The following is a 12,086-nucleotide window of genomic DNA, read 5'->3' as shown; positions in this document are numbered from 1 at the left end:
CGTTCCGGCATCGCCTGCCGGGCGCGGCGCGGAGCCGCTCGTGGGTCGTTGGCTGTCGCCGGCCGGCGCGGGCGCGCCACCGGTTTCCGACTGTCCGGTCGTCATGCCGCGGGGCGCTCCGTCCCGAGCTGCTCACGAAGGAAGGCGATGTCGTCGGCCTGGCCGGCCGTACCGCCCGGAGTCTCCACCACCACAGGTGCTCCGGCCGCCCGGATCACCGCCACTACCAGGTCGGGGTCGATCGTGCCGCCCCCGAGGTTGTCGTGCCGGTCCTGACCGGAGCCGAAGCTTCCCTTGGAGTTGTTGGCGTGTACCAGGTCGATCCGTCCGGTGATCGCCTTGACCCGGTCGACCAGGCCCAACAGCTCCTCACCGCCGGCGTGCGCGTGGCAGGTGTCCAGGCAGAAACCCACCTCGTAGTCGGCGACGGCGTCCCAGAGCCGGGCGAGCGTGTCGAGCCGGCGCGCGCAGGCGTTCTCGCCACCGGCCGTGTTCTCGATCAGCACCGGCACCTTGAACCCGCCGGACTCCGCCGCGTACGCGAAGGTCTTGCGCCAGTTGTCGAAGCCGACCGCCAGGTCGTCGCCGGAGTTGACGTGCCCACCGTGTACGACGAGCCCCTTCGCGCCGACGTCGGCGGCCGCGGTGGCGTGGGCGAGCAGCAGCTTGCGGCTGGGAATCCGGATCCGGTTGTTGAGGGTCGCCACGTTGATGACGTACGGCGCGTGTACGTAGATGTCGACCTCGGCGCTGCGCAGCCGTTCGGCGTCCTCTCGGGACTTCGGTGCCTTCCATCCCTGAGGGTCGGAGAGGAAGAACTGCACGGCGTCGGCTTCTCGGGCGGACGCCTCCGCGAGCGGGTCGGTCGAATCGACGTGGGCTCCGATACGCATGCAGGCGAGCCTACGTCGAGCGTCCGACGGGGGGAATCACGGCGGGAGCGAGTCGGTGTCTCGCGTCGTCACCGGAGGGTCCGGCGATCGTTGATGAGGTGGGATGGAAGGTTGGATCCCGCCGCTCCGGCCCGTCGGCTCGCCGCCGGTGAAGGCCCGGACCGCGACGGACGACCCGCCGTCCCTGGTGTGGGGCTCCCTCGTCATGCGGCCCGGCGTGGCGGGGGTTTGCCCTGAGCGAAGACGGAAGCATCGGAAGTTCGCCGAAAATTGTGCCAATCCCCCCAACAAGTGACGAGAGCCGTTGTATCGTCAGGTAACAACACGATAAAGCTCCGCGGGGCGTCTCCGGTCCAACCTCATCGGTGTGGTCGTTCCTCCCCAGGTCCCACCCAAGGAATGCGGACGGGACGCCCCGCGGCCTCGTTGACGGGGCCCGCTGCCAGCCTGGTGCTCGGCGCGGGCCCCGTCGGCGTTCACCCGGCGGGAGCCGGCCGCCGGCCGGACGGCACCGGTCGGCCGGGCCGGGTGCGGAGCATGCGGCATGGTCCGGGTCGCGCTGGGTCGGTACCTCGCCGCGCATACGACGCGCGCCCGCGGCGGCTTCGGCTCGACGGCCGTACTACCACCCCGGGCTTGATCGTCCGGACCGGGTATCCTGGTCCGGTTGTCCGCGTCCGGACGGGTTCCCCCGATCCCGGAGCGGTCCACGACGCACGACCTCCTGCCACGGAAGGACCGTGGCCGCTTAGCCCACAGGAGGTGAGCACGTCTTGCGTCATTACGAGATCATGGTGATCCTCGACCCCAGCCTCGAGGAGCGCACCGTCGCCCCGTCGCTCGACACGTACCTGAACGTGATCCGGACCGCGGGTGGCTCGGTGGAGAAGACCGACGTGTGGGGCCGCCGGCGCCTCGCGTACGAGATCAACAAAAAGGCCGAGGGCATCTACGCCGTCATCGACCTGCAGGCGACGCCTGCGGCGGTGGCCGAGCTGGACCGTCAGCTGCGACTCAACGAGTCCGTGCTGCGCACCAAGGTCATCCGGCCGGAAATGCGCTGAGCGTATCCAACCCGGTTCGCCCGGATCAGCCTCATCCACGCTGTCGTACGGCTCTGAGAGCCTGTACGACGAGACGATGAGTGCGCGAGGAGATGGTCATGGCAGGAGACACCACCATCACGGTCATCGGCAACCTGACCGATGACCCCGAGTTGCGGTTCACCCCCTCCGGGGCGGCGGTCGCCAAGTTCCGCGTCGCCTCGACGCCCCGGTTCATGGATCGGGCGTCCGGCGAGTGGAAGGACGGCGAGCCGTTGTTCCTCGCGTGCACCGTCTGGCGTCAAGCCGCCGAGCACGTCGCCGAGTCGCTCCAGCGGGGCGCCCGAGTGATCGTGTCCGGCCGGCTGCGGCAGCGGTCCTACGAGACCCGCGAGGGCGAGAAGCGCACCGTCATCGAGCTCGAGGTCGACGAGATCGGCCCGTCGCTGCGCTACGCCACGGCGAAGGTGCAGAAGATGGCCCGCTCCGGCGGTAGCGGCAGCGGCGGCGGCTTCGGCGGCGGTGGTGGCGGTGGTAGCCAGGGCGGCGGAGGCAACTTCGACGACCCCTGGGCTTCGGCTGCGCCCGCCCCCTCGCATTCCGGTTCGGGCGGCGGATCTTTTGATGAGGAGCCCCCGTTCTAATGGCGCCGAGCGCCCGTGATCGCAAACCAGGAGCAAGAGCAATGGCCAAGGCTGCGGCACTTCGCAAGCCGAAGAAGAAGGTGAACCCGCTCGACAAGGACGGGATCACCTACATCGACTACAAGGACACCGCGCTGCTGCGGAAGTTCATCTCCGACCGCGGCAAGATCCGCGCTCGGCGGGTGACCGGCGTGACCTCGCAGCAGCAGCGGCAGATCGCCCGTGCGGTCAAGAACGCCCGTGAGATGGCGCTCCTGCCGTACACGGCCACCACCCGCTGAGAGGAGGCGCCGAAATGAAGATCATCCTTACCCAGGAGGTTTCCGGCCTCGGTGCCCCTGGCGACATCGTCGAGGTGAAGGACGGCTACGGCCGTAACTACCTGCTGCCGCAGGGCTTCGCGATCGCCTGGACCAAGGGCGCGGAGAAGCAGGTCACCCTGATCAAGCGGGCCCGCTCGGCCCGGGAGATCCGCGACCTCGGCCACGCCAACGAGGTGAAGGGCCAGCTCGAAGGCCTGAAGGTGAGCCTCAAGGCCCGTGCCGGCGACGGCGGGCGACTCTTCGGCTCGGTCACCCCGGCCGAGATCGTCGACGCGGTCAAGGCCGCCGGCGGTCCGGCCCTCGACCGGCGTCGTCTCGAGGTGCCCGGTCACATCAAGTCGACCGGTGCCTACCCGGTGCGGATCAAGCTGCACCCGGAGGTCACGGCTTCGTTCAACCTGAACGTCGTCGAGGCCTGACGCGCCACGCACCACGACCAGGGCCCGCACCGAGCGATCGGTGCGGGCCCTGGCCTTTTCAGACCGCTAACGCACCGCGGCCCACCCGCCGAAGCGGGGCCGGCGGACACGGTGCGGCGCGGGCCAGCCGGCGGCTGTGCGTCGAGGGTCAGCAACCAGGCGAAGATCAGAACGGCGGGGATCAGGTAGCACGCCGTGGTGTAGAGCAGCGGTCGGAGCGTTCCGCCCCGATCCGGGTCGAGCAGGTCGTCTCGATGCGCCGCGTCCAGTCGTTCGACGCGACCGTATCGACCCGCCGGCGCGGCGGCGTTCGCCCCGTGCCTCGGGGTGCGCCGATGGGATCGGTACGCCGCCGGCTCGGCCCGTACGCGCCCGGCCTGCTCCGCGGCCGCGGTGCGCTGTACGTCACCGCCGGCGAGCGCGGTGCCGACGTCGCCGGATCCATCCAACGCGGATCTTCACCCGTCGGCCCGGTCCCCGGCCGGAAGCCCTCGTCCCGCCCTGACCAGCCCGGGCTCTCCGGCCCCTCGACGGCCAGTGGGGAGCGGGGTGACTCCGTCCGGTCCCATCGGTCCACGTCGGCGTACCGCTCCCATTCGCCGGTGTGGTCCGGCTGCGCCCAGCGGCCGGTGCCGTGCCCACGGTCACCGCCCACCGCCGGCCACACATGCACTCCCGAGGCGTCCCACGGGTCAACCTCGGCCGCCGGGACGACTTGTACCCCGGACGCGTCCCACGGGTCGACCGCCGGCTGGAGCGCCGGCTCCGCCTCCTCGCCGCGTCGCGCCGTCCGGTCCCACGTGTCGACGGCCGGCCGCGGCTCCCCCTTCGCCGCCCGCCGCGTCCGTCGGCCCGGTCGGTCCCGCTCCCGATGCTCGGTGGGGTCCCGCGTCGAGAACTCCTCGCCGCCGGACCAGCTCACCTGCGGCCGTCCGGCCGGTGAACGTCGAGGTCGGCGAGCCGCGATCGCGCCGGGAAACGACCCGTCGTCCGCCGGGTCGGCGCGCCGGCTACCCACGTATCCCTGCTCCTGCGGGCGGTCGAACGTCCACTCGGCGGTGTGCTCTGACTCGGGAGACGGCGCATCCCGCCAATCGATCTCGTACGCCCGTCGTCGGCTGCCCGCGCGGCCGGTGCGCCAAGCTCCATCGAAGTTCGGCCGAGCCGCGCCGTCACCGTCGTCGTCCGGTGCGGCATGGCGCCCGCCGCCGTCCGGCCGGCGGATCCCGGAGTCGATCGCCCACCGTGGCAGGTAGGCGTCGACGGGCTCGTCCTGCTGCCGGTCGCACGCCTGGCGGCGGCTCGGCGTACTCGGGCTTTGATCGGGAAGGTATGGATCGGCCGGGGCGGGTGCGAGGGCTTCGTCCCACGAGGCGATCGGCTCACGCGCGTGCGGGCTGCTCTCCCCGCGTCCCCAGTCCCGGTAACTCACGGCCGGAGCGTGACCCTTCTCAACCCGTAGGCGCAATCCGCTGCCCAGGTGTGGCCGTCCGGTGGAGATAGTACGGGACGGCGGGTGTGCCGATCCGACCGAAAACTTCTCGTCCACAGCCTGGGGATCGCATAATCCCAGCTCAAAGCCGGTGAGTGGGGGAATTCCCCAACGGTTGTCCACAGCCTGTGCACACGCTGCGCACATGCCCGCCCTTCGGTGTCCACAGGTTGTCCCGAGGCTCGTCCACCGCCGGTGTTGAGTCGCTGAGCTCGGGTTCCGTATCGTTGGCCCCCGACCACCCGTGCGATGACCCCCGATCGCCCGGCCCGGTCGGCAGGAGTGTCGCACCCGGACGATGGAGCCGGGGCGAGGATCCGACGCAGCGGAGGGGGGAACCGTGTCGGTCACCGACGACAGGCGGGCGGAGCCGCGAGCCGAGCGGCAGCCCCAGGTGCCCACCCAGCAGGACGGCCAGTTCGAGCGCACCCCACCGCAGGATGTGGCCGCCGAGCAGTGCGTCCTCGGCGGCATGCTGCTCTCCAAGGACGCCATCGCCGACGTCGTCGAGATCCTGAAGACCAACGACTTCTACCGGCCGGTGCACGCCACGATCTTCGACACGGTCCTCGAGATCTACGGCCGGGGCGAGCCCGCCGACGCGATCACCGTCGCTGCGGCACTGGCCGACTCCGGTGACCTGGCCCGCGTCGGCGGTGCGCCCTACCTGCACACCTGCATGGCTGCCGTGCCGACCGCCGCCAACGCTGCCTACTACGCCCGCATCGTGAGCGAGCGGGCCGTGCTCCGTCGACTGGTCGAGGCCGGCACCAAAATCGTCCAACTCGGCTACGGCACGGCGGCCGGCGGCAGCCGCGAGGTCGACGACATCGTCGACCTCGCCCAGCAGGCCGTGTACGACGTCACCGAGCGTCGGGTCAGCGAGGACTTCGCAGTCCTGGCCGACATGCTCCAGCCGACGCTCGACGAGATCGAGGCGGTGGGCGCGCAGGGCGGAGTGATGACCGGTGTGCCGACCGGCTTCACCGATCTGGACCGCCTGCTCAACGGCCTGCACGGCGGCCAGTTGATCATCGTTGCCGGCCGGCCCGGTCTGGGGAAGTCGACGGCGAGCATGGACTTCGCCCGGAACGCGGCCATCCGCGCCAACCAGGCATCCGCGATCTTCTCGCTGGAAATGAGCAAGGTCGAGATCGTCATGCGACTGCTCTCGGCCGAGGCTCGCGTCCCGCTGCACGTGCTGCGTAGCGGCCAGCTCTCCGACGACGACTGGACCAAGCTTGCCCGCTGCATGGGCGAGATCAGTGAGGCCCCGCTCTTCGTCGACGACACGCCGAGCATGAACCTGATGGAGATCCGCGCGAAGGCCCGTCGGCTCAAGCAGCGGCACGACCTGAAACTGATCGTCGTCGACTATCTCCAGCTGATGACCTCACCGAAGCGCACCGAGAGCCGCCAGCAGGAGGTCGCGGACCTGTCCCGGGGCCTCAAGCTCCTGGCCAAGGAGGTCGAGTGCCCGGTGATCGCGGTAAGCCAGCTGAACCGTGGCCCGGAGCAGCGCACGGACAAGCGGCCACAGCTGTCCGATCTGCGTGAATCGGGCTCGATCGAGCAGGACGCCGACGTCGTGATCCTGCTGCACCGCGACGACTACTACGACAAGGAGTCGCCGCGGGCGGGTGAGGCGGACTTCATCGTCGCCAAGCACCGGAACGGGCCGACCGACACGGTGACCGTCGCCGCTCAGCTGCACCTGTCGCGCTTCGTCGACATGGCGATCGTCTGAGCGACCGGTTCGCCGGGCTCAGCCGAGCAGCGGAAAGCGGTCGGCCAGGTCGTCCAGCTCCGACCGGTCCCGGTCGCTAAGCGGGAGCCGACCCGTCGCCGGCCCGCCGATCACGACCGGACGGCCGGCCCGGATCTGTCGGGCCGGCCGCCGAACCCCTATCGGGGCGGGTTCAGCCGAAGAAGCCGCCTCCCTCGCAGGGCGGGCTCAGCCGAAGAAGTCGTCGAGGAAGCTCTTGTGCTTCTTCTTCCGGTAGTGCCCGTGGTAGCCGTGGTGCTGCTGCCCGTGGCCGTACGCCGGTGCCGGCGGGTAGCCGTGCGCAGGCGGCGGAGGCGGCGGTACGGCGCCGTAACCGGGCTGCTGCGGGGCGGGTGGGGGCGGCGGGTAGCCGGCCGGCTGGTGGGCCGGCTGGGCGTGGCCACCCGCACCGGCCGGAGCGGTGGCGGCCTGCTGGCGGTTCCAGTTCGCCTCCGCCTCGAACAGCTTCTCCAGCTCGCCGCGGTCGAGGAAGATGCCTCGGCACTCGCTGCACTGGTCGATGACGACGCCGCTGCGTTCGTACTGGCGCATTTCTCCGTGACACTTGGGACAGGTGAGACTCATCACCCGAAGGTACCTGGTCAGGTCACGCAGTTGCCGTCAACGTCTGCACGACTTCCTCGTCCTCCACCTCGTGGAAGTCCTCGTAGTAGGCGCTGACGGCGATGAACTCCGGCGGGCACTGCACGCAGACGACCTGGTCCGCCTCGGCGGCCAGGGCCTGCTTCGCCTCGCGGGAGCCGACGGGTACGGCGACGATCACCCGCCGGGCACCGAGCTGACGGGCGACCTCGACGGCCGCGCGGGCCGTGGCGCCGGTGGCCAGACCGTCGTCGACGATCACGGCGGCGCGACCGGCGAGGTCCAGCGGTGGACGCCCGGTGCGGTAGAGCTCCTCGCGGCGCTCCAGTTCGGCCTGCTCGCGGCGGTTGGTCGCGGCGATGTCCTCCGCGCTGAGCTGGCTGGCCACGTGCTCGTTGAGCACCTGCACGCCGTTCGGGCCGAGCGCTCCGAACGCGACCTCGCGGGCCCAGGGCATACCGAGCTTCCGGATGACCAGCACATCCAGTGGCGCGTCGAGTCGTTCGGCGACCACCTGCGCCACCGGTACGCCACCGCGTACGAGGCCGAGGACTGTGACGTCCGGTTCGCCGATCAGTCCGGTGAGCTGGTCGGCGAGCATCCGGCCCGCCTCGGCGCGGTCGCGGTAGGTCGTCATGACTCAGGTCTACGCCCTGCCACGCTCCACTGCCTGCCAGTTCACGGAAAGAGCCGGGTTCGCGGCCGGTGAGTCCAGGTTCCGCAGGGCGGGCGCCCAGACGAGCAGGGCGATCGGGTAGAGCAGGTACCCGAACCGGGTCGACGGCATGAGCGCGATCGCCACGAGCAGCCCGTACCCGCAGACGAGTGCGGCGGCGAAGGCGGTGCGCGGCGGCCGGCGGACGAGCCGTACGGCGATCGCGACACCCGCGGCGACCAGCAGCCCGGCGGCGATCACCCGGCCGCCGGGCAGCCCGGCCGCGATCAGCTGCCCGGGGAAGGGCGACTGCGCGGGGCTGGTCACCAGCCCGTGCCCGAGAGGGAAGCGGAGCACGTTCTCGACGAGGGCGTCCCGGTCGACCAGCAGGGCGGGCAGCAGGGCCGCGACGGGCAGCCCGATCGCCCCGGCGGTCACCCGGAGACCGGCCCGCCGGGTCGCGCCCCAGACGATGAGGACGAGGGCGACCGGCCAGGCGAAGAGCTTGAGCGCGCCGGCCAGGCCGACGGCGACGCCCGCGAGACCCGCCCGGCCGGTCGCCGCGAGAGAGAGCGCGAGCAGGCAGAGCGCGAGCACGGGAAGGTCGTCGCCGCCGGTGGCCAGGGTGAGGGCGCAGATCGGCAGTACGGTCGCGGCATGCACGCCGCGGAGCAGGGCGGCGGACCGCTGAGCGGCGGCAGTGTCCTGTCGACCGGCGGGCCCGATGCCCGTGGTGCGCCCGCGCAGGGCGGCGACGGCGAGGGCGAGGGCGACCGCGGTGCCGAGCGCGAACCAGACCCGGGCGTCGGTCCACCACGCCGCGGCCGCGGCACGGGGCAGCCCGAAGAGCGCCATGCCCGGCTGGTAGGGGGTGTAGCCGAGTAACCGTTCGTCGGCGGGCAGTGCGGCTATGGCGTCGTGGCCCAGGTACGGAGTGCCGTGCTCGGCGAGACGGGTGCCGGCCTGCTCGACGACGAGGACTTCCTCCTGTGCCCGGTCGGTGCGTCCGGCCACCCGTTCGGCGCTCTGCCACAGCAGTGGCAGCAGGGTGGCCGCCGCCCAGGCGAAACCGGTGACCGTCCAGCGCGCCGCCAGGCCGGTGAGTGGCGAGTCGGGCCGGCGGCGCCGGAGCAGCAGTTGGCCGATGACGGCCGACGCCGCGACGAGGTAGCCGATCGCAGCGACGCCACCCCACGCACGGTGCGGAAGCAACGTCGAGGTGACGGCGGTGATCGCGGCGAAGACGGCCGACACGGCGTACAGGGCGAGGTCGAGAGGGAGCCCGCCGCCCGCGGAGTCGAGGGCACGCCAGCCACGGGAGCGGGGGGTCGGGGCTGCGGCGGTCACGCGGGCAAGTGTGGCAGACGGTTGACGTAACACCTCCGGTCGCGCGTCGTCGCGGCCGGCGCTCGCGTACCCCGTCTTGGTCAGGCGGGCTGGTGCGGCAGCCGGTCCCGGCCGCGCCCGCCGGTACGGCGACCGGGGGCGAATCGGATCACCGCGCCGGCGTCGTGCAACGGTGGCGCGAAGAGTCCGGGGCTGCCGCCGGCGCCGCGGTGCAGTGCGGCCAGGAGCATGCCCGCGGGCATCGGCCGGGCGAAGAGGTGGCCCTGGCCGGCGGCGCAGCCGAGCTGCCAGAGCGCCCGGCGCTGTGGTTCGCTCTCCACGCCCTCGGCCACCACGGTCAGGTCGAGGCTGCGGCCGAGATCCAGGGTGGAGCGGATCACCGCGGCGGCCTCGGTCGAGCTCTCCATGGCGGTGACGAAGCTCTTGTCGATTTTCAACTCGTGCACCGGGATGCGGGAGAGCAGGCTCAGCGACGAGTAACCGGTGCCGAAGTCGTCCAGGGCCAGTCGTACGCCCTCGTCCCGGAGGCGGCTGAGCACCCGGTCGACCACGTCGAGCTGGCTGAGGGTGAGGGTCTCGGTCAGCTCCAGCACCAGCTGGTCCGGGGGAAGGTCGTGGGCGCGGAGACGGGCCAGCACCGAACCGGGGAAGCGGGCGTCGAGCAGGCTGCGCGGCGAGACGTTCACCGCGACCGGTACGTCGAAGCCGTCTTCCCGCCAGGTCTTCGCGGCGATGAGCGCCTGGTCGAGGATCGCCTCGGCGAAGGCCGGCAGCAGTCCGGAGCGCTCGACGGCCTCCAGGAAGCGCAGCGGGTCGATCAGCCCGTGCGTGGGGTGGTGCCAGCGGGCGAGCGCCTCGGCACTGGTGATCTCGCCGGTGCCCAGGTCGACGATGGGCTGGAAGTTGACCGTGAACTCGTGGTCGGCGACGGCGCGGGGCAGCTCGCCGCCGAGCGTGAGCCGGTTGAGGTCGGCCGTGTCCCGGGTCGGGGCGTACGTGGAGATGCGCTGGCCGGCCCGCTTGGCCTGGTACATGGCCACGTCGGCGCGGCGGAGCAGTTCGGGCATCCCGCCGGCGGCCGGCGCGGCGGCGATGCCCCCGCTCGCCTCGACGCTGATCCGCATCCCGTCGAGGTCGATCGGCTCGTGCAGGGCGGCGAGCAGTGTCTCCGCCCGGTGCGCGGCGACCGCTGGTGCGGGCAGGCCGCGCAGGAGCACGGCGAACTCGTCGCCGCCGAGCCGCGCCACCAGGTCGTCGCCCTGGGCGGCGTCGCGTAGCCGCGCCGCCACCTGCACGAGCACCTGGTCGCCGGCGGCGTGGCCGAGCGTGTCGTTGATCTCCTTGAAGTGGTTGAGGTCGATCAGCACCAGGGCGGTCACGCCGTCGGCGTGCTTCGTGCTGAGCTGCTCGGTGCCCTGTTCGAGCAGGTGCCGCCGGTTTGCCAGCCCGGTCAGCGCGTCGTGGCTCGCGGCGTACGCGTGCTCGTCGGCGACGCGGGCGAGTTCCGCGTACGCCTGGGCGTTGCGTACGGCGGTGCAGAGCGCCGATGCGAAGGTGCGCAGCGTGTACTGCTCCCGCTCGGAGAGCTGTACCGGGCCACGGAACCGTAGCCGCAGCACGCCGACGTCGGCGGTGCGGTCGTGTCCCTCCAGCGGTGCCGGCACCACCGTCCCGTCGACCGGTGCGGGCTCGGCCTCCCGACCGTCGTACGCGACGAGGCGGTCGGCGCCGCCGCGTACGGTCCGGGACTCTTCGCGTAGCTCGATCTCCACCTCGTCGGCGGAGAAGAGTTCGGCGGCTTGGATGACCGCGGTCGTGAGGACCTTGTCCAGGTCGACCACGTTGAGCGCGTCGGTGGCCCGGGCGAGGCGTTGCCAGGCCTGCTGCTCGGTCCGGGCGCGGATACGAGCGGAGTAGGCGAGGTGCAGGCTGAGCACGAGCGGCGGCACGGCCAGCAGGAACCGCGGGGCGGCTTGCAGGATGAGCAGGGTGCAGACGGCGACCAGGAACCGTACGGCGAAGCCGCCGAGCCGGAGGTCGAGGTTGCTCCGGAAGTTGCGGGCGATCTTCGTGCCGGAGGCGAGCGCGATGACGGGGATCGCCAGAAGGTCGTCCAGCAGCGCCGCGACCAGGTAGGCGACGCCCAGCGCGACCACCATCCGCCAACCGCCCGACGGTGGCCACGTCCAGCTCATGGCCGTCAGGGCGGTCCCGGCGCCCCAGGCGACGATGACGTTCTTGCCGACTCCGAAGGCGACCTTGATCGCGGACAGGCGCAGCGAGGCGAGGAAGATCCCGACCGCGGTGCAGAGCACCACCCACGACGTGGGGGCGATGGCGACACCGATGACTATCGCCGTCTCGTTCCAGCTGATCGAGTGGGTGGTCGACCTGATCCGTACGCGGGCCTTGACGAGAGTACCGACGACGATCATGAAGGCGACCATCACGAGGCCGGCCGCGTCGTTCGCCGACTTCGGCGCGGCACTGGTCAGTGCGGGCCGCAGCGCGGTGACGACAATGAGCGCCGCCAGAACGACGACGAGACCGATGAGCAGCAGGAGCCGCCTATCGGTCTCATTCTCGCGTCGTAGGGGAAGCGTCATACCACTCCAGGTGACTGCCTCAACCGTTCGCAGCCTACTCCCGGAGCACCGGTAAGTCCCGTGCCCAGCCTCAGTTCCAGTCGCTGCCGCGCATTGCGTCGCTCCTTCCGTGCCGATGCCATTCCGGGACCTTTCCCGTGGAGGTCTCCGTCCCTCTGGAACAGCAGCTTAGGAGCAACTAGAGACGATTAGAAGGAATAAATGTCGGTATGCGCAACATTAGCCAAGCCGAAGCGGGTTTGTGACGTTCTGTCCATGGAACCTGTGCGGAGCGCTGTCGGCCCCTTTCGCTATGC

Annotated in this window: 11 protein-coding genes; 5 read left to right on the top strand and 6 right to left on the bottom strand. The window is 71.3% G+C overall.

Going from position 1 to position 12,086, the window contains the following annotated elements:
* Positions 1-101: 101 nt before the first annotated feature.
* Positions 102-893, bottom strand: coding sequence for a deoxyribonuclease IV (locus ABZS42_RS05920; protein ID WP_355142814.1), 792 nt, complete (start codon positions 891-893; stop codon positions 102-104).
* A gap of 773 nt (positions 894-1,666) precedes the next feature.
* Here ABZS42_RS05920 and rpsF point away from each other — a divergent pair.
* The 4 genes from rpsF (at position 1,667) to rplI (ending at position 3,322) form a co-directional block, all read left to right on the top strand.
* Positions 1,667-1,957: a 30S ribosomal protein S6 gene (gene rpsF, locus ABZS42_RS05915; protein ID WP_076468436.1), complete on the top strand. Its 291-nt coding sequence runs from the start codon at positions 1,667-1,669 to the stop codon at positions 1,955-1,957.
* 80 nt (positions 1,958-2,037) lie between these two features.
* On the top strand, positions 2,038-2,580 hold the full coding sequence (locus ABZS42_RS05910) for a single-stranded DNA-binding protein (RefSeq protein ID WP_355142813.1): 543 nt from the start codon (positions 2,038-2,040) through the stop codon (positions 2,578-2,580).
* A 41-nt stretch (positions 2,581-2,621) separates the two neighbouring features.
* Positions 2,622-2,861, top strand: a complete 240-nt coding sequence (gene rpsR, locus ABZS42_RS05905; protein WP_013289355.1) for a 30S ribosomal protein S18 — start codon at positions 2,622-2,624, stop codon at positions 2,859-2,861.
* A 14-nt stretch (positions 2,862-2,875) separates the two neighbouring features.
* Positions 2,876-3,322: a 50S ribosomal protein L9 gene (gene rplI, locus ABZS42_RS05900; RefSeq protein ID WP_355142812.1), complete on the top strand. Its 447-nt coding sequence runs from the start codon at positions 2,876-2,878 to the stop codon at positions 3,320-3,322.
* A 181-nt stretch (positions 3,323-3,503) separates the two neighbouring features.
* Here rplI and ABZS42_RS05895 read toward each other — a convergent pair whose 3' ends face one another.
* Positions 3,504-4,754 carry a hypothetical protein gene (locus ABZS42_RS05895; RefSeq protein WP_355142811.1) on the bottom strand — a complete coding sequence of 417 codons (1,251 nt, stop codon included), beginning with the start codon at positions 4,752-4,754 and terminating at the stop codon, positions 3,504-3,506.
* Between the two features lie 400 nt (positions 4,755-5,154).
* On the opposite strand from ABZS42_RS05895, the gene dnaB reads away from it, so the two are divergent.
* Positions 5,155-6,561: a replicative DNA helicase gene (gene dnaB, locus ABZS42_RS05890; RefSeq protein ID WP_355142810.1), complete on the top strand. Its 1,407-nt coding sequence runs from the start codon at positions 5,155-5,157 to the stop codon at positions 6,559-6,561.
* Between the two features lie 207 nt (positions 6,562-6,768).
* Here dnaB and ABZS42_RS05885 read toward each other — a convergent pair whose 3' ends face one another.
* The 4 genes from ABZS42_RS05885 to ABZS42_RS05870 form a co-directional block, all read right to left on the bottom strand.
* On the bottom strand, positions 6,769-7,167 hold the full coding sequence (locus ABZS42_RS05885) for a zf-TFIIB domain-containing protein (RefSeq protein WP_355142809.1): 399 nt from the start codon (positions 7,165-7,167) through the stop codon (positions 6,769-6,771).
* A 19-nt stretch (positions 7,168-7,186) separates the two neighbouring features.
* Positions 7,187-7,819 carry a phosphoribosyltransferase family protein gene (locus tag ABZS42_RS05880; protein ID WP_355142808.1) on the bottom strand — a complete coding sequence of 211 codons (633 nt, stop codon included), beginning with the start codon at positions 7,817-7,819 and terminating at the stop codon, positions 7,187-7,189.
* 9 nt (positions 7,820-7,828) lie between these two features.
* Positions 7,829-9,184, bottom strand: coding sequence for a glycosyltransferase family 87 protein (locus ABZS42_RS05875; RefSeq protein WP_355142807.1), 1,356 nt, complete (start codon positions 9,182-9,184; stop codon positions 7,829-7,831).
* Between the two features lie 80 nt (positions 9,185-9,264).
* On the bottom strand, positions 9,265-11,790 hold the full coding sequence (locus ABZS42_RS05870; protein WP_355142806.1) for a bifunctional diguanylate cyclase/phosphodiesterase: 2,526 nt from the start codon (positions 11,788-11,790) through the stop codon (positions 9,265-9,267).
* Positions 11,791-12,086: the final 296 nt, after the last annotated feature.

Origin of the sequence: Micromonospora sp. NPDC005367, assembly GCF_040606825.1 — a bacterium.
In the GTDB taxonomy this organism is placed as follows: Bacteria; Actinomycetota; Actinomycetes; order Mycobacteriales; family Micromonosporaceae; genus Micromonospora.
Note: the sequence above shows the minus strand (reverse complement) of the source record. Positions and strands in the feature narration are given on the sequence as shown.

Coding starts and splice junctions, on each gene's coding strand:
- ABZS42_RS05920 (WP_355142814.1), bottom strand. CDS start 893: ATGCGTATCGGAGCCCACGTCGATTCGACCGACCCGCTCGCGGAGGCG.
- rpsR (WP_013289355.1), top strand. CDS start 2,622: ATGGCCAAGGCTGCGGCACTTCGCAAGCCGAAGAAGAAGGTGAACCCG.
- rplI (WP_355142812.1), top strand. CDS start 2,876: ATGAAGATCATCCTTACCCAGGAGGTTTCCGGCCTCGGTGCCCCTGGC.
- ABZS42_RS05880 (WP_355142808.1), bottom strand. CDS start 7,819: ATGACGACCTACCGCGACCGCGCCGAGGCGGGCCGGATGCTCGCCGAC.
- ABZS42_RS05870 (WP_355142806.1), bottom strand. CDS start 11,790: ATGACGCTTCCCCTACGACGCGAGAATGAGACCGATAGGCGGCTCCTG.